This is a genomic window from Terrabacter sp. Ter38, assembly GCF_024519435.1.
GTDB lineage: Bacteria > Actinomycetota > Actinomycetes > Actinomycetales > Dermatophilaceae > Terrabacter.
The window spans coordinates 128,148-151,229 of the sequence record NZ_JALJRZ010000005.1 but is presented as its reverse complement, the minus strand read 5'-3'; the positions used below and the strand labels follow the sequence as shown (position 1 = coordinate 151,229).

Here is a 23,082-nt window from a genome sequence, read left to right as displayed (position 1 = left end):
GCGCGGGGACCTCGGTGCGACCGCGGGCGCCCCCGATCTCGGTCAGTCGCCCCGCGGCGCGGCGTGCGGATCGGGTGCCGAGGCGAAGACGTTGAGCCCGAGCGCCCGGCTCAGGGAGCGTGTGATGAGCTGACCCCGCACGCTGTTGCCCGCGGCGTCGAGGGGCGGCGACCACGCGGCCAGACCTCCTTTGCCGGGGGCGACCGTCACCACGGCCCCGCTGACGCCGCTCTTGCCCGGGAGGCCGACCTCCCAGAGCCAGTCGCCGGACAGCTCGTAGAGGCCGGCGGTCGCCATGACGGCCAGCACGCGCGCACAGGTCCCGTCCGACACGACGCGCTGGCCGGTCACCGGGTTGACGCCCCCGTCGGCGAGCGTCGCGGCCATGACGGCGAGGTCGTGCACGTCGACGGTCAGCGAGCACTGCCGGGTGTAGAGGTCGGTCGCGACGTCGGGGTCGCAGTGCACCCGCCCGTAGCTGTGCAGCAGGTGGGCGATGCCACGGTTGCGCAGGTTCGTGCCGGACTCGCACGCGTACACGTCCTCGTCGACGGCGAGACGTCGCCCGGCGAAGGCCGAGAGCCCGTCGACGACCACACCCCACGCGGCCTCGGCGCCGCTGTCGTGGCGACTCAGGCCGGCCACGTCCGGGGTGAGGCTCGTCGTGGCGATGGCGCCGGCGTTGACCATGGGGTTCATGGTGCGGTGGTCGTGCACCTCGACGGCCATCACCGAGTTGAAGGGCAGGCCGGTCGCGTTGGCGCCCAACAGGTCTCGCGATCGGTCGTGCCCGAGCGCCTCGACGACGAGAGCCAGCACGAAGGGTTTCGAGACGCTCTGGATCGAGAAGGGCACGCCGACGTCGCCGACCTCGAAGGCGCGCCCTGACACCGAGACGACGGAGGCCGCGCACCAGGCTGGGTCGGCCCGGGCGAGCTGTGGGATGTACGTCGCGACGTCGCCGTCGGCCACGTGGCGGTGCCGGTCGTAGGCCACCCGCAGCAGCTCCCCGACCGTGGCGTCGTCCGGCAGGTGACCGGTCGACACCCGGGCGACCGGACCGTCCGGCGCCACGGACCGGGGGTCGCCCACCGGGCCGGCGACGCTGCCCCCGGAACCGTCGGCCCCCACGTCCACGTCACGCCACCGGTACCGACGGCGTCAGTTGAGGTGGACGGGAGCGCTTGGACCCCAAGGGATCCCGACCAGGTACCAGGCGACGAAGAAGAGGATCCACGTGACGAGGACGATCGCGGTGTACGGGATCATCATCGACACCACGGTGCCGAGTCCGGCCTTCTTCTGGTAGCGCTGGCACACGAGGACGATGAAGGGCAGGTAGACCATGAGTGGCGTGATGACGTTCATCGGTCCGTCGCCGACGCGGTAGGCGGCGATGACCGTCTGCGGCGCGATCCCGAGCCGGTAGAAGAGCGGGATGAAGATCGGCGCCAGGATCGCCCACTTGGGGATGACCCCCGGCATGATCAGGTCGATGACGGCCACGAGCAGGATGAAGCCGACGAGGAGCGCGAGCGCCCCGATGTTGGCGCTCTCGAGGACGTCGGCCAGGCCCGTCGCCGCGAGCCTGCTCATGTTCGAGTAGTTGAAGTACGCGATGAACTGGGCGATGAGCAGCATGAGGAAGATCAGGCCGCCGAGGCCGTTGAACGTCTTGACGATCGCGTTGATGACGTTGGTGCTGCCGGTCAGCGTCTTCGCCCCCCGGCCGTAGCCGAGGCCGGCCGCGAGGAAGAGCATCGAGATGATGAAGAGCAGGCTGCTCATGAAGGGCGAGGACCCGAAGACCTCCCCGGTCTCGGGGTTGCGCAGCGGCGCATTCGGCAGAGCCGTGAGCAGGGCGACGACGGCGACGGCGACGAGGGTCCAGATCAGTGACATCCGCAGTCCGCGCGACTCGAGCGCCATCTCGTCGTCGGTCGGCACCGTCTCGGGCGGGACGTCGTCGGGTCCTTCTGCGCGGTTCCACCGGCCGAGCCGTGGCTCGAGGAGGCGCTCGGTGACCCACGTCATGACGACGGCACAGAAGAGGAGGGACGCCGTGCTGAAGAAGAAGTTGTGGGTGACGTTGAGCTCGACGTTCGGAGCGACCAGACCGATGGTCTCGTTCGTCACCTCGGTGATGATGCCGTCGGCCGGGGTGATCAGGACGTTGACGAAGAAGGCGGCGCTGACGCCGGCGTACGCCGCCGCGATACCGGCCAGGGGATGGCGCCCGAGCGACACGAAGGCCGCGGCACCGAGCGGGATCAGCACGAGGTAGCCGGCGTCGGAGGCGACGCTCGAGATGCCACCGAGGAGCACGATGATGAAGGTGATCGCGCCGCGCGGGGCGACCTTGACCATCTTGCGGATGAGGGCGGCGATGAGTCCGGCCTCCTCCGCGACCCCGACGCCGATCATGGCGACGAGGATGACGGCCACGACGCCGAAGTCGTTGAAGTTCTGCACGGCCGTCGTGAAGATGAAGCGGATGCCGTCCGCCGTCAAGAGGCTGTTGGCCGTGATCGTCTCGCGCTCGATCTCGTAGTCCGGGACCGCGCCGGTCGGCGGGTGCGGGTAGCCGGGAAGCGAGGTGCCGCCCTCGTAGTCCGGGACCGCGGGGACCGAGCCGGGCTCGGCCACGTCGGCCGTGACGCTGGCACCGGTGAGGTAGAGCACGTGCGAGAGCACGATGACGGCGACGATGAGGCCGAGGAAGATGAGCGCCGGATGCGGCACCTTGTTGCCGAGACGCTCGATCGCGTCGAGGAAGCGCTGGGTCCCCCCAGGCTTGCCGGCGCCTTTCCCCTCCTCGTCGGCCGGCGACTGCGGTGTGTCCGCGACCGTGCTCATGCGTCCCCCTCGGTCGGCCTCTCGAACGCGCAGGCGAGCTCGACGAGGAGCCGGCTGCCGAACCCGGTGGCGCCCTTGTTGCGCCAGCCCCTGGCCTCCGGCAGCTGTGCCGTGCCGGCGATGTCGATGTGGGCCCACGGCTTGCCACCGACGAACTCCTCGAGGAAGAGGGCCGCCGTGATCTGACCGGCGTTCGGGCCGCCCATGTTGGTCATGTCGGCGATCGGCGAGTCGAGCTGCGAGCGGTATCGGCGGTGCAGCGGCAGCGGCCAGACCGGCTCGTCGACCGCGTCACCGGCCGCACGGACCTGCTCGACGAGCGCGTCCGAGTTGCCCATGACGCCGGCGATGTCGACGCCCAGCGCCCGCAGGCACGCGCCCGTCAGGGTGGCGATGTCGACGATCGCGTCGACGTCGAGCTCGACGGCGAGGGCGAGCGCGTCGGCCATGACGAGGCGTCCCTCGGCATCGGTGTTGAGCACCTCGACGGTCTTGCCGTTGCGCATCCGGAGCACGTCGCCGAGCTTGAGCGCCGAGCCGGAGGGCATGTTGTCGGTGCACATGAGGTAGCCGGTCACCTCGGTCTGGCAGCCGACGGCACGGAGCGCGGTCATCGCCGCGAGGACCGTGGCCGCACCGGTCATGTCGTTCTTCATCTGCGCGTGCGACTCGTCGCTCGGCTTGAGGCTGATCCCGCCGGAGTCGTACATGATGCCCTTGCCGACGAGGGCGAGGTGCCCTCGGGACTCGCCCTCCGGCACGTAGTGCAGGCGGACCATGCGGGGCTCCTCGACGCTGCCGAGGTTGACCCCGAGCAGGCCGCCGCACCCCATCTCGACGAGCTCGTCGAGGCCGACGACGTCGACGTCCAGTCCTGCGTCAGGGCCGAGCTCCTGCGCGACCTCGCCGATGCGGGTCGCCGTGAGCGCCGCGGCCGGACAGTTGGCGAGGTCGCGGCCGAGGGCTGCCGCTCGTGCGAGCACCACACCACGGCGAACGCCCTCTACGACTGCCTCGGAGTGCTCGGCGGGGGCGACGAGGACGAGCCGCTCGAGGACGGGATCGTCGTCGGACTCGCTGATGCGGAAGCGCCAGCGGGCGAGGAGGACGCCCTCGGTGACGGCCCGGGCGAAGTCTCGGGGTGACAGCCCGATCTCCCGGTCGGGCAGCTCCACCGCGAGCCTCGTGTGCTGTGGCACGGCCCGTGCGAACGTCGCGGCGAGGTCGCGCACCGCGGCCTCGTCGACGTCGTCCACGGCGCCGATGCCGACCGCGACGAGGGCCCGCCCCCCGCCGGGAAGGACGATCGTCTCCCCGCGTCTACCGGTGAAGCCGGCGGCGGCGAGTGCAGCGGCGTCCTGCCCGAGGTCGGCCGGCGGGTCGGCACCCTCGGCCACGGGCACCGCGACCGCCCCGACCTCGTCGGCGCCGGGGAGCTCGGTGACGGCGTCGACCGTGACGTACGAACGGGTGGACGGGATGGGATCCAGAGTGCGCATGGCAGGGGTGCTCACGCCGACTCCTTCGGGAGACGTTGGTCTTGGCCCTTCCGAGCATGGCCGTGCCGCCCGGCGACCGATTCACCCGTCGTGGGTGACCGCACCAGGTCCCCGAGCCCGGACGATGGGGCGATGAGCCCCGCGACGACGAGCCTGGTGGTCCTCGCCGCGACCGTCGTCCTCTTCATCTGGAACCGGCTGCCCGTGGGCGGGGTGGCCGTCCTCACCTGCCTCGCGCTGTACGCGACGGGACTCGTCGACGCGAACACGGCCCTGTCGGGGTTCGGCGACCCTGTCGTCGTCTTCATCGCTTCCCTCTTCGTGGTCAGCGAGGCCATCGACTCAGCCGGCGTGACGACGTGGGCCGGCCAGCGGCTCATCGACGTCGTCGGCAACGGGGCGGTGCGGCTCATGGTCGCGGTGCTCGGGCTGTGTGCCGTGCTCACCGCCGTCATCACCCTCAACGGCTCGGTCGCCGCCCTGCTGCCCATGGTGCTCGTCCTCGCCACCCGGATCCGGCGGTCCCCGTCGGTCATGCTCATGCCGATGGCCTTCGCCGGGAGCGCCGGGTCCCTCCTCGCCCTGACCGGCAGCCCGGTCAACGTCATCGTCTCCAACGCAGCCGTCGACGCCGGCTCGGAGCCGTTCGGCTTCTTCGACTTCGCCGTCGTCGGGCTGCCTCTCGTCATCGGCACCGTGACGCTCGGCGTCCTGCTCGGACCCCGGGTGCTCCCCCGCCGGACCTCGTCGCAGCCCGTGCGAGACCTCGGCCGTCACGCCAACCGGCTCCCGGCGTACTACGAGCTGCACGACGGCTTCTACCGCCTCCGGGTGCGTCCCGGGTCGCCCGTCGTCGGGGTACCGGCAGACCGTCTCGACCTCGCGGCATACCCGGGGGTGACGCTCATCGGCGTGCAGAGCACCGGTGGCCACGTCGTCACGGGCCCGACCCCCGTGGGTGACGACGACGTCGTCGTCGTGAGCGGGGCGAGCGAGGCAGTGAGCCGGCTCGTGCCCGAGCTGCGTCTCGCGGTCGCGATGCGGCCGATCACGGTCGAGTCGGCCGGGATCATGAACCGCGAGGTCGGCGTGGCCGAGGTCGTCGTGCCCCCGCGTTCGCCGCTGGTCGGCGAGACGGCCTTCCCCGGACAGATGCGAGCGAGCGACCTCGTCGTGCTCGGGATCCGTCGTCTCGGCAAGGACGTGGGGGCTGCGCCGCTCGAGCTGAACGCCGGTGACAGCCTCCTGCTGCACGGCACGTGGACGGCCATCGAGGAGCTCGTGCACGACCGTGACGTGCTGCTCGTCGACTCCCCGGATCTCGTTCGGCGACAAGCAGTTCCGCTCGGTCCACGGTCGGGCCGGGCGATCGTCGTCCTCCTCGTCATGGTCGCCCTGCTCGCGCTCGGAGTCGTGCCGCCGGCGATCGCAGGCCTCGCTGCCGCGACCGCGATGGTGCTGACCCGGGTCATCAGCGTCAACCAGGCCTACCGCGCCGTCTCGTGGCAGACCGTCGTGCTCATCGGTGGCCTCATCCCGCTGTCGACCGCGATCGAGACGAGCGGCGCGGCCGACCTCGTGGCACGGGGCCTCATCGACGTCGTGGGCGCGGGTCGCCCCTACGCGCTCCTCATCGCGCTCTTCGCCCTGACCGCGGTCGTCGGGCAGGTCGTCAGCAACACCGCCACGGTGCTCATCATCGTGCCGATCGCGGTCGCCGCGGCCCAGGAGACCGGGGTCTCGGTGCTGCCGGTCCTCATGCTCGTCGCGGTCGCCGGGGCCGCGTCGCTGCTCACCCCGATCGCGACGCCGGCCAACATGATGATCATGGGCCCGGGCGGCTACCGCTTCGGCGACTACTGGCGCCTCGGGCTTCCGGTCCTGCTCCTGTGGCTCGTCGTGGCCGTCACCGTCATTCCCCTCGTGTGGCGCTTCTGACGGCCGCTGCCTCGGCGACGTGGGCGCGCCGCCATCGGGTGACCGCCGCGGCTCCGAGCGCGAGCGGGACGAGCATCCAGCACACGCGGAAGACGACGAGCCCCGCGATGGCCTTCGTCTCGAACGGTCCCTGCTCCAGGCCGAGGATGGCGATGACGGCGCCGTCGAGCACCCCGAGGCCGCCGAAGGGCAGTGCTGTGAGGGGGTAGCTGATGAGCAGGGCCACGACGACGGTGACGGTGGGAGCCACGAGCGCCGGCACGCCGGCGAAGCGCAGCGACAGCACGAGCAACAGCGCCTCGCTGAGGACCAGTCCCACCTGGCAGGCCATGGCCCGGCCCCAACCGCGGCGCAGGACGTCGCCCGCCTGTCGGACGAACTCGGTGGCGCGGGTCGACCACGCCGCGGGGTCGACCCGCGGGGTGACACGTCGCAGCTGGTGGCCGACCCATCCGGCGGCACGCGCGGCGGGTCGCTCACCGCGGGACGCGATGACGAGCCCCACGACGACGACGAGGCTGACCGCCCCGCTCGAGACAGCGGTCCAGACGTATGCCGGCTCGACCTGTCCAGCGACCGCGGCCAGTCCCAGCCCCAGGACCGGTGCGCCGAAACGGGCGACGTAGTAGGTCAGGGTGTTGAGCGAGATGCCGGCGATGCCCTCGGCGGACGGGATCCCCCACGACCGGAGCATCGCGATGCGCAGCACGACGTCGCCCGGCGGGGGCGCGACTGTCGCGACGAGGTTCGCCGACAGGTCGTTCGACACGGCCCGGCGCAGTCCGAGGGACGGCACGAAGACTGCGAGTGGGCCGGCATTGAGGCACTGGCGCAGCGCGACGGCGCCCAGCAGGGCCACGACCTGGGCCGGGGTCAGGCCGGCCACGGCGTCCCACACGGCCGACCAGTTGACCCGTCGCACGACGCGGGAGAACCACCACAGCGCCACGAGTGTCAGACCGATCCGCAGGGCACCGACGAGCAGCGTCCGTCGTCGCGTCGACCGTCGCCGCCCCTCACCTCGCGACGGCGGCTCCTGCGGCTGCTCGGACCGCCCTGGCTCAGGGGGGCCGACCGCAGAGTCCCCCGCGGGCTCCTGGGTCACCGGTCCTAGTCCGGGAGGCGACGCAGCTCGAGGAGCGTGAAGCCGAGGTCCTGGAAACGGTCGAGGATGCCGTGCAGGTGCGGTGCGTCGACGACGTGTCCGTACATGACCGAGCCCAGCGCGCCGACCGGGACGGTCGACTCGTCGAGCTCCGGGAAGGCCGCGCGGGCGACCTCGGGGATCTGCTCGGCCAGGATGAACTCGTAGCGCACGCCGCCCCCTTCGCGGGTCGGACCGGATGCCGAAGGCTCTTGCTCCGATGGTGCCCGTCCGGGCGCGTCGCGGCGTCACCCCGGGCGGGTGACCTCGACGCGTCGGCGTCCTAGAGGAGCCCGAGACGACGCGCTGCTGCCACGGCGTCGCGGCGCGACCCGACGCCGAGCTTCTGGAAGAGCGACCGCATCTGCGTCTTGACGGTGTTGCGGCTCACGGCTCGCGCGTCGGCGATCTCGGCGACGGTCAGGAGCGACGGCAGCTCACGCAGCAGGCTGAGCTCGCGGGCACTGAGGGCGACCTCGAGCAGCGGATCCGGGCGCAGGTCCGCAGCCGGACGGGAGTGCTCGCGCAGTTCGAGGGCGAACGGCTCGAGCTCGCCGAGCCGTCCTGCACCGACGGCGAGGACCTCGGCGACCTCAGGCGCGACCTCGAGCACCGTCCGGAGCGCGCGCTGGGGAGCGGCTCGGGTCAGGGCGACGACGAGTCCCTCGTGCGCGACGGTGGGCTGGGCGTTGCGATGGGCCACCACCGCCTTGACGAGGTGCGCCGTGACGGCCGCGCGCAGGGGAAGCATCGCAGGGTCGACCGCGAGCAGGGGCGCGACCGCCGAGCGGGCAGCGGCGTCGTCACCGTCCCACAGGTGGCGCACCCCCGCCATGACGGCGATCTCGACCTCGCACCCGGGCAGCCCGTCACTCAGCTGCTCGACCTCGACAGCGAGTCGCGGGAACCCTGCGAGCAGCACGATCCGGTGCGCCCGGGACAGCTCGCCCACGGCGAGGTCCGGGGTCATCGACAGTCGCGACACGTCCCTGGCTCCCGCCATGACGCGGGCGACCACGTCCTGCCGGGCACCGGGCTCGTCCGCATCCTCTTCGAGGTCGAGGTCGGCGTCGAGCATCCGCGCGAGCCGACCCAGCTGCTCGAGGCCGCGCGCCGCTGTCGAGGAGGCTGCGTCGCCGGGCTCCCCGTTCCCGGACACGAGCGCGGGCATCATCGACGAGACCTCGGCGATCAGCGCGAGGGCGGTCCGGTTGCGGTCCCGCGCGGTCGCGATGTCGAGGACCTGATGGGCGCCCCACGCCGCGAAGACATGGGCGGGCAGGAGCCGGGGCGACCGGGCCCACGGCGTGCCCTGCGCCTCGGCGAGCACACGCTCGGACCATGCCGTCATCTCGACGAGGTCCTCCCGGCCGGCCGCGACCGACGCGAGCCCGACCATGGCCTGAAGGGCGGACAGCAGGTGCCCGGCACGGCGAGCGGTGCCGAGGGCCGCGCCGTAGGCCGTCCGGGCGTCGTCGAGACGGCCGGCGCCGAAGAGGACGCCCCCGCTCGTCAGCTCGTCGAGGAGGTCGAGGTCGGTCTGGGCGTGCTCGTGCGGCGCGCGGCCCATCAGCCGACTCCGCTCCGAAAGCCCTTCTCCCGCCATGGTGCTCGGGACGGAGTCGTCGAGGGTCGGCACGACGTGGCTGCGTGCGGACCGGCTGCCCGACCACGCCCGGAAGGTGGAGGACAGCTCGGCGGTCAGGCCGTCCGCGACGCGCTCGTCGCCGCTGGGCTGGGCGCCGAGGCGCGCAGCCGGACCCGCAGCCGGACCCGCAGCCGGGCCCGCAGCCGGGCCCGCAGCCGGACCCGCAGCCGGCTCCGCAGCCGACCGTCGACCCACGTCGTCACCCACGAAGGAGAGCCAGCGGAGGCCGACCGCCAGCAGGCGCTCGAGGGGTAACGCTCCCGGGTCGGCGGGGCCCGGGCCGTCGGGCGCCGGCTCGACATCCGCCGGAGCACCGTCCACCTCGCCGGCGAGCCACGTGTCGGGCTGCGTCGCGAGTGACACGAGCTGGGTCCGCGCGGCGTCCGGGTCCGACAGGTCGAGGCTCGCGAGTGCTGCGACCGCGGTCATGACGGGGTCCCCGATCGGGACCGTGCGCACGGCGGCCTCGACGTCGGCGGCCCGGCCGTCGAGGAGCAGGTGGAGCGCGTGGTGATGGATCACGTCGCTCATGAGGTCGAGATCCCCGGCCGCCTCGGCGTGACGCAGCGCCTGTCCCGGGACGTCGTGGGCGGCATACCACCGGGCGGCCCGGGCATGGACCTCCCGGGCACCTCGGAGGCTACGGGACTCGAGCATCGCGCCGAGGTAGCTGCGCAGCAGCACGTGGTAGCGATAGGTCGGCGACCCGAGCCGGTCGACGCTGACCATGGCGTTGTCCGACGAGAGCGCCTCGAGCAGCGCCCCCGCGTCGTCGCGCCCGGTCACGGCGGCGGCGAGGTCGGGCGTGAGGTCCTCGAGGACCGAGGTCGAGACGAGGAAGTCACGCACCTCCTCGTCGAGGCTCGCCAGCACCTCCTCGACGAGGTAGCCCGACATCGCGCGGTGGCTCCGCGCGAACTCGCGGAGGAAGGCATCGGCCTCGCGACCGCGCGCCAACGAGACAGCCGCCAGGGCGACCCCGGCCGCCCACCCCTCCGTGAGCTCCTGAAGGTGGCGCACCTGGCCCTCGTCGAGGCCGACGTCGTGCCGGGACAACAGCTCACGGGTGTCGTCGATGGTGAAGCGCAGCTGGTGCTCGCGCACCTCGACGAGCCGCTCCTCGAGGCGCAGCCGGGCCAGGTGCAGTCCCGGGTCGGCACGCGTGCCGACGACGACGTGCAGGTGCGCCGGGGCCCATCGGACGATCAGCTCGACGAGCTCCACGCACCGCGGGTCGCGGACGAGGTGCAGGTCGTCGAGGACGAGCCACGTGTCCGCAGGAGCCTCACCCGCGAGCTGGACGAGCCGGGTCACGAACGCGTGCCCGACGCGGTTCGGGACCGTCTCCGCGTCGACGGCGGGGACCTGGGCTCCCACGGCCGCCGTGAGGGCGCCGAGCAGCGTCTCGCCCATGACCCGGGGGTCGTTGTCCTCACGGTCGAGCGAGGCCCAGCCGACAAGGTCGCCGCGCTGCTCCAGCGCGCCCGACCAGTCCGCGAGCAACGTCGTCTTGCCCGTGCCGACCGAGCCGGCGACGAGCACGACCGTGCCGCTGGCACGCTCCGTCGCCGAGTCCAGCGGGAGGGGCGCGGGGATCGTGGCCCGTCGTACGGTGCGGACCGTGAGGGCGGGCGGTCGGTGCTTGGGCGAGCGCGGGAGGGTGGAGGAGGCCCGCCCGTCGACGTGGCCGTCGGTCGTGCGCGCAGTCCCCGAGTGCACGGCGTCAGCCCTGGCCGGAGGACGCTGGAGGTCGCCCGACGGCCTCCGGGGGGTCGGTGGCGTGTCGGTGGGAGGGAGGACGTGCTGGGAGGGGCATCACGGTGCACTTTCGTGAGGGGTAACGCCTGCGACACGTTCGGGCCGGACACTCGGCCGCCAGCCACCGAAGTGACCAGCCGCTCGGCCCGGTTTCACCGTACCCCTGCCCCCAGCCGTCGTTCAGGATTGAGGCGTTCCCTCGTGGGTGCGTCCACCGGTTGACCGCCGGCTGCCGGGCCGAGCGGCCGGGACGCCCCACTGGGCGCGACCCGCCCTCGGTGGCCCGGGCGGTAGGAGCGTGGAGACCTCACAAGGGGTGAACCGATGGCCATGAGTGCCGAGTGCGAGAACGGTTGGCACAAGAGGTGCCCGGCGAACGGAACGGTGGACCACACGTGCTCGTGCATGTGTCACTGGGACGACGACGACGAGCCCCGCGACTGAGCCGACACCGTAGGTGCTGCGGACCACCACGGCCTCGGCGTCGCCGCCGGCATCGATGGCGTTCAGGGCGCCCGGGCAGCTGGGCGTGGTTCCGGCCCGACGCCGACCAGCTCGCCGCCGCGCGCGGCTGCGTGGCCCGACGCGCCCGGTCGAGCCTCACATCTCCTCATGCGTGTCCGGGTCGCCCCCGAAGAGGCGCCCGTCCGCGCGCGCCAGCGCCGAGATGGCGGTGACCTCGGCGTGGGACAGCTCGAAGCCGAAGACGTCGAGGTTGGCGCGCTGCCGCTGGGCGTCCGACGACTTCGGCAGCGGCACGACGCCGAGCTGCACGTGCCAGCGCAGGATCGCCTGGGCCGGGGTGACGCCGTGCGCCTCCGCGGCAGCAGCCACCGGGTCGGCGCCGAAGGGGGCGTTCCGCTTGCCGAGCGGGCTCCACGCCTCGGTGACGATCCCGAGCCGCTCGTGGACCGCTCGCAGACGCTCCTGCGGGAAGAGCGGGTGCAGCTCGACCTGGTTGAGCACCGGCGTGACACCCGTCGCCTCGATGACGTCGGCGAGATGCTGCTCGGTGAAGTTGCTGACACCGACGGACCGCACGAGGCCGCGCTCGCGGCACTCGAGGAGAGCGCGGTACGCGTCGCCGTAGAGCCCGACGCTCGGGTTGGGCCAGTGGATGACGGCGACGTCCACCTGCTCGAGGCCGAGGCGCTCGAGCGACCCCTCGACGGAGGCGATGGCACGGTCGTACGCGTGGTCGCGCCCCGGCACCTTCGTCTGGACGACGATCTCGTCGCGGGGCACGCCGGACCGGCGGATCGCCTCGCCCACCTCCGCCTCGTTGCCGTAGTTGACGGCCGTGTCGAGCAGCCGATAGCCGGCCTCGAGCGCCGACACGATGGCACGTATGCCGTCCTCGCCCGTGAGCGGGTACGTGCCGAAGCCGGTGGCGGGGAGGGTCGTGCCGTCGCTGAGGGTGCGGGTCGGAACCTGGGTCATGGGTCCCAACCTAGGCACTCCACGTGCCGGGGGCGAGGGGCGGCCGGCTCGTGCGAGCGGTCGTGGGGCGGGGGCCGCCCTGGGTGGAGGATGATCGGTGCGACCCCGGCGACCCACCCGGGCTCGTCGACGAGGAGGACGACGGACATGGCCCAGGACCGCGGACGCTTTCCACGATCCGTCTTCGACCACGGCGAGGACCCCGACCCCCGCTTCAGCCTCGCCAACGAGCGCACCTTCCTCGCCTGGATCCGGACCGGGCTGGCCTTCGTCGCGGCCGGGCTCGCCGTCGAGGCCCTCCAGCTGCCGGTGACCGACTGGCTCCGCGTGACCATCTCCCTCCTGCTCGTCCTCGCAGGGCTCGCAGCCACCGCGCAGGCCTGGCTCTCGTGGGTGCGCACCGAGCGCGCCATGCGCCGCCTCGCCCCGCTGCCGTCGTCGGGCCTCAAGCTGCCCATCGCCCTGCTGCTCGGGCTCGTCGCGCTCGCCGTCGTCGTCGGCCTGCTGCTGTGACCTCCCCAGCCGACCCCGGGCTGCAGGCCGAGCGCACGTCCCTCGCCTGGCGCCGCACGGCGCTCTCGGTGGCCGTCGGCTCGCTCCTCGCGATACGGGTGCTCCCCCCGCAGGTCGGACCCCTCGGGTATGCCGTCGCCCTCCTCGGCCTGCTGTGGAGCGTCGACCTCGCGCTGACGGCACGACGTCGCTACCGCGACGGCAGCCGGCTCGTGCGCATGCGCGACGACCCGGACAGCCGTACGGTGGCCGCGGCCCCGATCGCGAGGACGGCCGCGATCGCCGGTGTCCTCGCGGTCGCCGCCCTCACCCTCGTCGTCGTCCTCGCCAGCCGCTGACGACCTCGTATGCCGTGTCCCCTCCGACACGCGGCATACGAGGTCGGCGACGTCACGGAGCGGTCTGGACCGCCGGTCGCTCGGCACCCTCAGGGTCACCGGATCCGCCTGCGGGACGGAGCTTCTCACCCTCGATGTCGACGTTGGGCATGGCGCGGTCCAGCCACCGCGGCAGCCACCACGCCCTGTCGCCCAGGAACGACATGGCCGCAGGGACGAGCGACAGGCGCACGATGAAGGCGTCGACCGCGACCCCGAAGGCCAGGGCGAAGCCCATCGACTTGATGATCGGGTCCTCGACGAGGACGAAGCCGGCGAACACCGACATCATGATGAGCGCCGCGGCGACGACGACCCGAGCCCCGTGCCCGACACCGGCGACGACCGCCTCGCGCGCGGTCTCCCCGTGCACGAAGTCCTCGCGCATCCGCGAGACGAGGAAGACCTCGTAGTCCATCGCCAGACCGAAGAGGATGCCGATGAGCAGGATCGGCAGGAAGCTGACGAGCGGCCCAGCAGTGTCGAGCCCCACGAGCGAGGACAGCCAGCCCCACTGGAAGATCGCGACGGTCGCTCCGAACGCGGCACCGATCGTCAGGAGGAAGCCGAGGGTCGCCTTGAGCGGCACGAGCAGCGACCGGAACATGAGCATGAGCAGGACGAAGCCGAGCCCGACGACGACGAGCAGGTAGACGGGCAGGGCCGCGGAGAGCTTGTCGGACACGTCGACGCCGACTGCCGTGACACCGGTGACCGAGATCTCGGCTCCGGTCGTGCCGGCCGTCGAGGCGAGAGCCGAGCGCAGGTCGCGGACGAGGTCGAAGGTCGCCTCCGCCGTGGGGCCGGATCTCGGGATGACCGCGAGGATCGTCGTGCGTCCGTCGGCGCTCGTCTGCCCGGGCGCGACGGCGATCACGTCGGACAGACCGGTGGCCGCCTTGGCCGCACCCTCCGTGGCCTGCTTCGCCTGCTGCTCGCTGTCGCCGTGGACCACCATCACGAGGCGGCCGTTGAAACCCTCGCCGAAGCCGTCCGAGATGAGGTCGTAGGCGGCGCGCTTGCTGCTCGTGGCCGGCGCCGTGCCGTCGTCCGGCAGGGCGAGCCGCATGTCGGCAGCCGGCAGCGCGACCGCGCCGAGGACGACGATGCCGACGAGGAGCACCGGGACGCGGTGGCGCACCGTGAAGCGTCCCCAGGCGAAGCCGCGGTTGCCGGCCCTCTCGTCGAGGTCCGTGCCGGCGGCGTCGGCCTGGCGCTGCCGGCGTGAGAGCACCCGGTCGCCGGCGAAACCGAGCAGGGCCGGTAGCAGCGTCACGGCCACGAGGACGGCGACGAGCACGGTCCCGGCGGCCGCGAGGCCCATCGCGGTGAGGAACGGGATGCCGACGACCGACAGGCCCGCGAGGGCGATGATGACGGTCAGCCCGGCGAAGACGACGGCGGTGCCGGCGGTGCCGACGGCACGCGCTGCCGCCTCCTGGCGCTCGAGCCCGAGGGCGAGGTTGTGCCGGTAGCGCGAGGTGATGAAGAGCGAGTAGTCGATGCCTACCGCGAGACCGAGCATGAGCGCGAGCACCGGAGTCACGCTCGAGAGCTCGACGGCATGTCCGACGATGAGCAGCCCGATCATGCCGACGCCGACCCCGATGAGGGCGTTGACCATCGTCATCCCCGCCGCGACGAGTGAGCCGAAGGTGATGACGAGCACGACGAGCGCGACGAGGACGCCGATGCCCTCGGTCGAGCCGATCTCCGGCGTCGCGAGCAGGGGCTCCCCACCGGCAGCCACGGCCCAGCCGCTCGGGGCGCCGTCGCCGAGCGCCTCGTAGGCAGAGCGCTGCTCCGCGGTCAGCTCGTCCGCCGTCCGGTCGAACTGGACCGTGACGAGGCCGTAGCGGCCGTCAGGGCTGAGCGCCTTGGTGTCGAAGGGGCTGAGGGCCCCGACGACACCCGGGATCTTCCCGGCCCTCGTGACGACGTCGTCGACGACCGCCGTGCCCGCGGGGGCGACGACGGTCTGCCCCTCGGGCGCCCGGACGACGACGGTGCCCGAGGCCCCACTCGCCTGCGGGAACTCCTTGGCCAGCGCCTCGAGGGCCCGCTGGGACTCCGTGCCCGGGATCGTGACGCTGGAGGTCGGGGCGCTGCCGAGGGTCAGCAGCACACCGGCGAGCACGGCGAGCAGGACGAACCAGGCGGACGCGACGACGCCGCGACGACCGAACGCGAGACGTCCGATCCGGTAGAGAAGGGTGGCCATGGGGGTGACTCCAAGGGGTCTCGAGGTGCTTCGGTGCCGGGCGTCACTGGCCAGCGGTTCTCAAGTTAACCGTTCGGCTAACTCGATGACAAGCCGATCGGCCCGCTCCGCTAGGGTGACGCGCACCACGCCGCGCCCGTCGACGGGACGCCGCCGCGCCCCGGCAGCCGACGGCATACGGCCCCCGCGTGGAGCACCGACGAGGAGGCGACCATGGCGCGACCCCAGGCCCCCCGGGGCCACGGCCGCCGGCGCGTCATCGAGGCTGCCGTCGAGCTCTTCGCCGAACACGGCGTCACCGGGACGTCGTTGCAGATGATCGCCGACCACCTCGGGGTCACCAAGGCGGCCGTCTACTACCAGTTCCACGCCAAGGAGGACATCGTCCTGGCCGTCCTCGAGGAGGCGCTCGTCGACATGACGGCCTTCGTCACGGCAGCGGAGGCGGAGGCAACCCCCGACGCGGCCGCGACCGCAGCGTTGCGAGGGCTCGTCGACCTCATGATCGGCCACCGTCAGGTCGTCGCCGCGCTGATGCGCGACCCCGAGGTCGAGCGCATCATGGCTGCCCACGACGACCTCAACTCCCTCATCGGACGGCTGACCGCCCTGCTCCTCGGACCGTCCCCCGACCTGCGCCGACGGATCGCCGTCTCCGTCGTCGGGGCCGGCGTCGCCCAGGCCGGGATCGACCCGATGCTCGCCGACGTCGACGACGAGGCGCTGCGAGCCGAGCTGCTCCGGCTCGGCCCGGCGATCCTTCCCCACGGCTGAGGTCACCGACGCAGAGGTGGGGGCTTCACAGATCGCTGAGGTCGACCGACGTGAGACCCCAGATGACGAGCACGTCGAGCGCGATGATGACGATCCCCCAGAGCGGGTAGTGCGGCAGCCACAGGAAGTTCGCCAGTGCGGACAGCACCGCGAGGGCGACTCCGACCGACCTGGCCAGCAGGTTGCCGGTGAAGATGAACGCCCCGGCAACGGCCGCTGCAAGGCCGATGACCATGTGGAACCACCCCCACGCGGTGGCGTTGAAGGTGAAGACATAGCTCGGAGTGCTGACGTAGAACTCAGGGCCGTTGACGACGGCGACGAGTCCCTCGACGAACTGGAACAGGCCCACGATGAGCATGATCGTCGCGGCGAAGGTGCTGGCCCCGGCGGCCCAGAGCGTGCGGGCGCGGCGGGTGGGGGCGGTGGGGTTGGCGCCGGCCATGGCGGCCTCCGTTCAGGTGGTTCTGGCTGTCAGCGGATGGATCGGACGTGCTGGTGCAGCGGGTCGCTCAGGCGAAGACCTCCTCGCGGAACTCCTCGCGTACCCGGACCGCCGCCTGGATGGCATGCATCTGCTCGTCCGTGCACTCGAGGCCGTAGACGTCGCGAATGAACTCGGGCAGGTCGGCGCGGTAGTCGTGGGCCCAGGCCCTGAACTCGCCGGGCAGCTGGGCGTTCTTCATGTCGATGAGCGTCTGGAAGAACGTCGTGACCGGACGCCACCGCATCCCTGCCGGTATGCCGCGTGGCGACCGCAACGGCACGTCCTCGCGGCGCGGCCGGTCGGGCCCCAGCCAGGCGGGTCTGCGGTTGAGCAGGTCGGGGCCGAACTTCGTGACACCGTCGTTGTCGTGGCTGAGCAGCACGTAGCGCAGCCGTTCCCTCGCCTCCTGGCCGAGGGCGAGGAACTGCTCGTGGTCGTTGACGACGGCGACGAGGCTCGCATCGACATCGGGGCGTGGTGCCCCTGTGACCTCGTGCATCCACTGGCTGCCACCGGGCGTGCCGATCCACAGGGCCCGGTCGATCCCGAGGGCCTGCGGTCCGAGGGTCCCCCAGCCGAGCAACACGTCCTGGCTCGTGTGCGCGCCGAGCGACTCACCGAAGAGCACGACCTCAGGCCGCTCCTCCGGTGCCATGGCGCGCACCCGCTCGAAGATGCGCAGCCACAGCAGCCGGTTCTGCTCGCGCGCGTCGCGGACCTTGCCGAGCGACAGCGGGGAGGGACGCTTGGAGTACTGCATCGTGACGCTCGCGACGTCTCCGCGCGTGAGGTACTGAGCTGCGGCGATCGCGACGTAGTTGACGTAGCCCGTCCCGGTGGGCGACACGAGCATGAGCAGCGAGCGCGACCACGCGTCGGTGCGATCCATCTCGGCGATCGCGAGCTCGACGCGCTCGGTCGGAGTCGCGGCGCTGTCGAGGCCGACGAAGACCTGGACGGGGTGCGCGCGGGCGGGCTCGCCCATCACCGTCGCGATCGACAGGTCCGGCGGGGTCCTGCCGTCCGGGAGCGCCAGCGGTTGCGCGACGGGTGCGGGGCGCACATAGGTGACAGCGTGCCGGCGGCCCTCCCGCCCCAAGGACTCCCACGACACGAGGCTCGCCGGGTCACCGCTCGTCATCGGGTCGGTCCAGACGCCGGGTGCCGCCTGCATCCACGGGTCCACCGTCGTCGTCACGGCCTCGATCCGCTGCATGACGCGCGTCCAGAGGGCGCTGACGGCGATGCCGGCGCCGGCCACGAAGGCGGCGTGCGAGACGAGCTGCCAGGCGAGCCCGGCGCCAGGTGTCTGCCCCGGGGCCAGCCGGCGCACCTGCTCGGCGGTCCACCGCTCGACCCAGCCTGCGCCGTAGAGCACCGCGAGGACCCCGCCGCCGGCTGCGAGCCCCCGCAGGGTGGGCACGTCGTCCGCGGTGTCGAGTCCGGCCTCCGAGCCGGACTCGCGCTGGACGCGCTCGATGAGGGCCGACGTGGCCAGACCCACGGGGATCGACAGCGGGAGGGCCGCGATGCGCCCGTCGGCACCGACGGCGCGGTCGAGCCGACGCACCCCGGCCGTCGCCCCGATGAGCACCGATCCGCACAGGCCCGTGGCGCCCATCCGCCAGGCGCCCTGCCGCAGGAGGCCGTCCTTCGCCGTCGCGACGCCGCGCCGGTCGAGATACGCCGCGAGACCGAGTCCCAGCGGCGCCATGACCAGCTCGCACCCGAGGGTTGCCGCCGACCGGCGGCGTTCGACGGACCAGCTGTCGGGGAAGACCGCCCACGTGGCGGCCGCGCTCGCCACGACGTCGATGACGTCCTGGGAGGAGAGCGCGACGAGGTAGTGGGCGCCCGTCGACAAGCCGGTGATGATCCCCTGGTCCTGCCAGGAGCGCTTCGACAGCGACGGCGCGAGCGTCGACGGTGTGACGAAGGAGGCCATGACGAGGCCGACCTTCTGCCCGGTGCGGACGACGTCCGACTGCTCCATGAGGCCTCCACGGCACTGACCGGCTGCGGGCGGACCTCTCGTCGCACCCGACCACCTGCTTCGAGCATGGACACGTCGGGGCGCGATGCGCTCACCCCTCCAGAGTGATCTTCGGGCTTGTCCGGCGGCCTTCTGCGCCAAGGGGTGCCCATCGGGCCCAGGCGTGAGCATCATGGATCCATGACTGCGAACGTCGAGGTCGACCCGCCCACCGCTCCGACCTCCGTGCCTGCGGCGCTGACCCATCTGGAGTCCACGGACGGCCGGTCCTTCGTCGCCCGCGGCCCCGGGAGCGAGCGCCCGCTGCCGGGTGACTACCTCGAGCTCGACGACGAGGACGGCATCCTCGCGTTCGTCGAGGAGGTCACGGACGAGGCGTCGGGCGTCGGCTTCGCCGCCACCGGCACGCTGGTGCAGGTCGGGAGTGGCTCCGGTTCGGGGCGACCCGCGGACTCGCCGCGGCACGAGGTCCCGGTTCGGCCGACCCGGCCCGACACCGTGCAGCGGCTGCTGTCGGGCGGCGACCCCCGGCTGCACCTCGGCCACCTCGCGGGCCAGGAGTCGGTGGGCGTCGCGCTCGTGCCCAACCGCCTCAACCGACACACGTTCTGGTGCGGACAGAGCGGCTCCGGCAAGACGTACGCCCTCGGCGTGCTCCTCGAGCGGATCCTCCTGACGACCCGCCTCCCCATGGTCGTCTTCGACCCCAACAGCGACTTCGTGCGCCTTCACGAGCAGGCCGTCCAGGCCGGCGCGGAGGACGAGCAGGCCGACGCACTCCATGACCGTGAGGTCGTCATCCTGCGGCCCGACGACGAGCAGAACCCGCTGCGGGTGCGCTTCACCGAGCTCACGTCCCGGGCCAAGGCCGCGGTCCTGCGTCTCGACCCGGTCGTCGACCGGGCCGAGTACAACGCGCTGCTGCGCCTCTTCGGAGGAGACTTCCAGACCGTGGACGCGGGTCAGATCGTCCCGTACCTGCGCTCGCTCGGCGACCCGGACGCCGAAGCCCTGGCGCAGCGCCTCGAGAACCTCGGCCTCACCGAGTGGACGAGGACCTGGGCATTCGGAGCCACGGCCGTCACGGACGTCATCGAGCGCCGACCGGCCGCGACGGTCGTCGACCTCGGTGGCTACGACCGTCCCGAGGAGCAGCTCACCGTGGCGCTCGCCGTCCTCGACGACCTGTGGGCCCGGCGCACCGAACGCCGCCCCCTCCTCATCGTCGTCGACGAGGCGCACAACCTCTGCCCACCGGAGCCCGAGACCCCCCTCGGAGTCGCGGTGCGCGACCGGCTCATCCAGATCGCCGCCGAGGGCCGGAAGTACGGCCTCTGGTTGCTCCTGTCGACGCAGCGTCCCTCGAAGGTGCACCCCGGCATCGTGTCCCAGTGCGACAACCTGACGCTGATGCGGATGAACTCGCGGGACGACCTCGACCAGCTCGCCTCCGTCTTCGGGTTCGTGCCCCGTGGGCTGCTCGCGCAGGCCGCCCGCTTCCGTCAGGGTGAGGCGCTGCTCGCCGGCGGGTTCGTCCCCATGCCGAGCGTGGTGCAGGTCCGTGGACGCATCACCCCGCAGGGCGGCACCGACGTCCCGGTGCCGATGCCCTGAAGGACGACCTCGGGCGCCCTGCGGCGCTCACCCGTCAGGCTGGGGCGCCGGTTGCCGTCGCCGGGAAGGCGATGGCCTCGCCCTCGATGCGCAACCGGAGCTCGGTGCCCCTGGCGGCGATGAACGCGTTGGAGTGGCGGATGCTGATGATCTCACCCTCCCGAGCGAGCGCCGATGTCTCACAACCGGGTTCGCGGCTCGAGGTCAGCTCGAGACGAACCGTGCTCTCGGGACCGAAGTAGTCGGTGTCGACGACGACCCCGCGGATCGGGCCGTCGTCGTCGACGCGGATCTGCTCCGGTCGGAGCATGAGCTGCACTCGTCCGCGGAGGGTCGTGGCCGCCAGCGGGACGGACCCGAGAGAGCACGTCGCCGTGTCGCCGTCGACCCACGCCTCGAGCATCACCGCGTCGCCGAGGAACTCGGCCGTGGCCCGGTCGACGGGTCTCGTGTAGACCTCGAGCGGGCTGTCGACCTGCGCGAGCAGACCGTCGCGCATCACGGCGACCTGGTCGGCGAAGCTCAGTGCCTCGGCCTGGTCGTGCGTCACGAGGACCGTCGTGATGCCGGCGTCGTGCAGCACCTTGGCCACGGTGCGACGCGTCGCGACCCGCAGACCCGCGTCGAGGGCAGAGAAGGACTCGTCGAGGAGCATGAGCTCGGGTTCGCGGGCGAGGGCCCGCGCGAGCGCCACCCGCTGCTGCTGCCCGCCCGAGATCTCGTGCGGTCGCCGCGCCGCGAGCGCGCCGTCGAGCGAGACCATCTCGAGCAGCTCGGCCACACGCGCCCGCACGGCCTTGCGCCCGCCGGCCAGGTCGGAGGCATCGATGCCGAAGGCGATGTTCTGGCCGACGGTGAGGTGGGGGAAGAGGGCGCCGTCCTGGGCGACGTAGCCCACGTCGCGGTGGTGCGCGGGCACCCAGGCATCGATACCGGCGAGCGCGCGCCCGCTCAGGGTGACCGAGCCCGCGTCGGCGCCCTCGAAGCCGGCGATGAGCCGCAGCAGGGTCGTCTTGCCTGAGCCCGACGGACCGACGATGGCCGTCGTGCTCCCCGGGTCGACCGACAGCGTGACGCCGCGCAGCACCTGCTGCGGACCGAAGCTCTTCGTCAGTCCCTTGACCTCGAGACGGCCCCGGGCCGACGGGTCGTGGTAGTCGACCGGCGGGTGCGAGGAGGTCGACGGGGGTGTCGTGGTCATTGTCCGGCCGCTTTCTTCGACTGCTGGAACAGCAGGTAGGTCATCGGTGCCGAGAGCACGACCATGAGTAGGGCGTAGGGCGCGGCACCGGCGTAGTCGATCTCGCTGCTCTTGGCCCAGAACTCCGTCGCGAGGGTGGTGGTGCCGTTGGGGGCGAGCAGGAGGGTCGCCGTCAGCTCGTTGACGATGGCGAGGAAGACCAGCGCCGCTCCCCCGGCGGCGGCCGGCGCCGTGAGCCGCAGCGTGACCCGGACGAAGGCGCCGAGGGGACGCACCCCGAGCGCTTGCGCGGCCTCCTCGAGCTCCCGCGGCGCCTGCGCGAGCCCGGAGCGGAGACTGACCAGGGCACGCGGCAGGAAGAGCAGCACGTAGGCCGCGACGAGGACGACGGCCGTCTGGTAGAACGCCGGCAGGAAGCGGATGGACACGGTGACGAAGGCGAGGCCGACGACGATGCCTGGCATCGAGCTCGTGATGTAGTTGGACAGCTCGAGGGAGCGGGTGAACCAGCTCGGTCGGCGCACCGCGAGGAAGGCCATCGGGAAGGCGACGAGCGTCGTCGCGACCGCACCGGCCACGCCGTAGACGAGCGTCTGGAGCAGGGCCGGGACCAGCTCGTCGGGAGCCCAGATCTCCGATCCGCCGAGCACGACCCAACGGACGACGAACCACATCGGGACGCCGACGGCGAGGACGACGAGCAGCAGCAGCGCGAGCTGCGCCGGCACGTGGAGCCGACCGAGCGGCATACGCCCCGGGGCCGCCTGTCCACCGGAGCCGACGCGGGCGTAGCGAGCGGTGCCGCGGCTGCGGACCTCGGCGACGAGCAGCAGGAGGCACAGGACGACGAGGACGCTGGCGAGCATGTTGCCGGCAGCGCCGTTGAAGGTCGACTGGTACTGCACCATGATCGCCGTCGTGAAGGTGTCGAAGCGGATCATCGCGAAAGCGCCGTACTCGGCGAGCAGGTGCAGTCCGACGAGCAGCGCGCCGCCGGTCATCGCGAGCCGTAGCTGGGGCAGCACGACCCGGCGGAAGACCTGCCACGGGCCGAGACCGAGCGAGGCCGCGGACTCCTCGAGGGACGGGTCGAGGCGGCTCAGGGTCGCCGCCGCCGGGATGTAGACGAGCGGGAAGTACGACAGCACCGAGATGAGGACGCCCGACCAGAGGCCGGCGAGGGACGGCACGGCCGACACCCACCCGTAGCTGTTGACGAACGCCGGGATGGCGAGCGGCGCGGCCAGCGCGAGCGCCCAGAACCTGTTGCCGCGCAGAGAGGTCCGCTCGACGAGCCAGGCGCCACCGACGCCGAGGACGAGGCACAGCGGCACCGAGACGGCCATGAGCAGGATGGTGTTGAGGAGCAGCTCACCGACGCGCGCTCGGAAGATGAGACTGACCGCGGTGTCCCATCCGGTGGCGACCGTCATCGCGATGACGTAGCCGAGGGGCACGAGCGAGAAGAGCGCGATGAGTACGGCGATGACCGCGAGGGCGTGCGGTCGCCGACGCCCGGACGCCGGGCCCGGGCGGGTGCCCGGGCCCGGCGTGGGAGCCGTGCCGGTGCCGGTCGCGCGGTGCGCGCCGGGTGCGGTGAGGTCGGTGGTCACCCGAGA

17 protein-coding genes are annotated in these 23,082 nt (G+C 72.3%); 5 read left to right on the top strand and 12 right to left on the bottom strand.

Translation table 11 applies throughout. The annotated features are described in order from the left end of the window. Positions 1-42: 42 nt before the first annotated feature. The 3 genes from glsA to NR112_RS12385 all read right to left on the bottom strand — a co-directional run bounded on the left by glsA (position 43) and on the right by NR112_RS12385 (position 4,370). On the bottom strand, positions 43-1,092 hold the full coding sequence (gene glsA, locus NR112_RS12395) for a glutaminase A (protein ID WP_256794636.1): 1,050 nt from the start codon (positions 1,090-1,092) through the stop codon (positions 43-45). A 69-nt stretch (positions 1,093-1,161) separates the two neighbouring features. Continuing rightward, positions 1,162-2,856 (bottom strand): AbgT family transporter, encoded by a 1,695-nt coding sequence (locus NR112_RS12390; protein ID WP_256794635.1) that lies wholly within the window; start codon positions 2,854-2,856, stop codon positions 1,162-1,164. Continuing rightward, positions 2,853-4,370 carry a leucyl aminopeptidase gene (locus tag NR112_RS12385; protein WP_256794634.1) on the bottom strand — a complete coding sequence of 506 codons (1,518 nt, stop codon included), beginning with the start codon at positions 4,368-4,370 and terminating at the stop codon, positions 2,853-2,855. The genes NR112_RS12390 and NR112_RS12385 overlap by 4 nt, the downstream gene beginning before the upstream one ends. Positions 4,371-4,487: 117 nt before the next feature. Between NR112_RS12385 and NR112_RS12380 the strand changes: the two genes are divergently transcribed. Continuing rightward, positions 4,488-6,293, top strand: a complete 1,806-nt coding sequence (locus NR112_RS12380) for an SLC13 family permease (protein ID WP_256794633.1) — start codon at positions 4,488-4,490, stop codon at positions 6,291-6,293. On the opposite strand, the gene NR112_RS12375 is transcribed toward NR112_RS12380, so the two are convergent. The 4 genes from NR112_RS12375 to NR112_RS12360 all read right to left on the bottom strand — a co-directional run bounded on the left by NR112_RS12375 (position 6,268) and on the right by NR112_RS12360 (position 12,283). Then, positions 6,268-7,398: a lysylphosphatidylglycerol synthase domain-containing protein gene (locus NR112_RS12375; protein WP_256794632.1), complete on the bottom strand. Its 1,131-nt coding sequence runs from the start codon at positions 7,396-7,398 to the stop codon at positions 6,268-6,270. The genes NR112_RS12380 and NR112_RS12375 overlap by 26 nt on opposite strands. A gap of 5 nt (positions 7,399-7,403) precedes the next feature. Beyond that, complete coding sequence (locus NR112_RS12370; protein WP_256794631.1) at positions 7,404-7,610, bottom strand: hypothetical protein; 207 nt, start codon at positions 7,608-7,610, stop codon at positions 7,404-7,406. Positions 7,611-7,720: 110 nt separating this feature from the next. Then, entirely contained in the window at positions 7,721-10,804 is a 3,084-nt protein-coding gene (locus tag NR112_RS22935) for a LuxR C-terminal-related transcriptional regulator (protein ID WP_256794630.1), read from the bottom strand. Between the two features lie 639 nt (positions 10,805-11,443). After that, on the bottom strand, positions 11,444-12,283 hold the full coding sequence (locus NR112_RS12360; RefSeq protein ID WP_256794629.1) for an aldo/keto reductase: 840 nt from the start codon (positions 12,281-12,283) through the stop codon (positions 11,444-11,446). Between the two features lie 147 nt (positions 12,284-12,430). Between NR112_RS12360 and NR112_RS12355 the strand changes: the two genes are divergently transcribed. Together NR112_RS12355 and NR112_RS12350 are read left to right on the top strand one after the other, a co-directional pair. Beyond that, positions 12,431-12,796, top strand: coding sequence for a YidH family protein (locus tag NR112_RS12355; RefSeq protein ID WP_256794628.1), 366 nt, complete (start codon positions 12,431-12,433; stop codon positions 12,794-12,796). Further along, positions 12,793-13,134, top strand: a complete 342-nt coding sequence (locus NR112_RS12350; protein WP_256794627.1) for a DUF202 domain-containing protein — start codon at positions 12,793-12,795, stop codon at positions 13,132-13,134. Before NR112_RS12355 ends, NR112_RS12350 begins: the two co-directional genes overlap by 4 nt. 52 nt (positions 13,135-13,186) lie before the next feature. Here NR112_RS12350 and NR112_RS12345 read toward each other — a convergent pair whose 3' ends face one another. Next, positions 13,187-15,394 carry an MMPL family transporter gene (locus NR112_RS12345; RefSeq protein ID WP_256794626.1) on the bottom strand — a complete coding sequence of 736 codons (2,208 nt, stop codon included), beginning with the start codon at positions 15,392-15,394 and terminating at the stop codon, positions 13,187-13,189. A 213-nt stretch (positions 15,395-15,607) separates the two neighbouring features. Here NR112_RS12345 and NR112_RS12340 point away from each other — a divergent pair, with 213 nt between their 5' ends. Then, positions 15,608-16,168, top strand: a complete 561-nt coding sequence (locus NR112_RS12340; protein WP_256794625.1) for a TetR/AcrR family transcriptional regulator — start codon at positions 15,608-15,610, stop codon at positions 16,166-16,168. A 25-nt stretch (positions 16,169-16,193) separates the two neighbouring features. Here the strand turns inward: NR112_RS12340 and NR112_RS12335 are convergent, their stop codons facing one another. Next, a complete protein-coding gene (locus NR112_RS12335; protein WP_256794624.1) occupies positions 16,194-16,613 on the bottom strand; it encodes a hypothetical protein in 420 nt (139 codons plus the stop codon). Positions 16,614-16,680: 67 nt separating this feature from the next. Continuing rightward, complete coding sequence (locus tag NR112_RS12330) at positions 16,681-18,648, bottom strand: alpha/beta-hydrolase family protein (RefSeq protein ID WP_256794623.1); 1,968 nt, start codon at positions 18,646-18,648, stop codon at positions 16,681-16,683. 180 nt (positions 18,649-18,828) lie between these two features. Here NR112_RS12330 and NR112_RS12325 point away from each other — a divergent pair, with 180 nt between their 5' ends. Further along, the gene (locus tag NR112_RS12325) at positions 18,829-20,262 is read left to right on the top strand and encodes an ATP-binding protein (protein WP_256794622.1); all 1,434 of its coding nucleotides are present in this window, start codon (positions 18,829-18,831) and stop codon (positions 20,260-20,262) included. Positions 20,263-20,296: 34 nt separating this feature from the next. Here NR112_RS12325 and NR112_RS12320 read toward each other — a convergent pair whose 3' ends face one another. Beyond that, complete coding sequence (locus NR112_RS12320; RefSeq protein ID WP_256794621.1) at positions 20,297-21,463, bottom strand: ABC transporter ATP-binding protein; 1,167 nt, start codon at positions 21,461-21,463, stop codon at positions 20,297-20,299. Beyond that, the gene (locus NR112_RS12315) at positions 21,460-23,076 is read right to left on the bottom strand and encodes an iron ABC transporter permease (protein ID WP_256794620.1); all 1,617 of its coding nucleotides are present in this window, start codon (positions 23,074-23,076) and stop codon (positions 21,460-21,462) included. The genes NR112_RS12320 and NR112_RS12315 overlap by 4 nt, the downstream gene beginning before the upstream one ends. Positions 23,077-23,082 lie beyond the last annotated feature (6 nt).

Excerpts from the sequence above, each read along its gene's own strand:
- NR112_RS12390 (WP_256794635.1), bottom strand. The coding sequence starts at position 2,856 with ATGAGCACGGTCGCGGACACACCGCAGTCGCCGGCCGACGAGGAGGGG.
- NR112_RS12380 (WP_256794633.1), top strand. The coding sequence starts at position 4,488 with ATGAGCCCCGCGACGACGAGCCTGGTGGTCCTCGCCGCGACCGTCGTC.
- NR112_RS12360 (WP_256794629.1), bottom strand. The coding sequence starts at position 12,283 with ATGACCCAGGTTCCGACCCGCACCCTCAGCGACGGCACGACCCTCCCC.
- NR112_RS12355 (WP_256794628.1), top strand. The coding sequence starts at position 12,431 with ATGGCCCAGGACCGCGGACGCTTTCCACGATCCGTCTTCGACCACGGC.
- NR112_RS12345 (WP_256794626.1), bottom strand. The coding sequence starts at position 15,394 with ATGGCCACCCTTCTCTACCGGATCGGACGTCTCGCGTTCGGTCGTCGC.
- NR112_RS12340 (WP_256794625.1), top strand. The coding sequence starts at position 15,608 with ATGGCGCGACCCCAGGCCCCCCGGGGCCACGGCCGCCGGCGCGTCATC.
- NR112_RS12335 (WP_256794624.1), bottom strand. The coding sequence starts at position 16,613 with ATGGCCGGCGCCAACCCCACCGCCCCCACCCGCCGCGCCCGCACGCTC.
- NR112_RS12330 (WP_256794623.1), bottom strand. The coding sequence starts at position 18,648 with ATGGAGCAGTCGGACGTCGTCCGCACCGGGCAGAAGGTCGGCCTCGTC.
- NR112_RS12325 (WP_256794622.1), top strand. The coding sequence starts at position 18,829 with ATGACTGCGAACGTCGAGGTCGACCCGCCCACCGCTCCGACCTCCGTG.
- NR112_RS12320 (WP_256794621.1), bottom strand. The coding sequence starts at position 21,463 with ATGACCACGACACCCCCGTCGACCTCCTCGCACCCGCCGGTCGACTAC.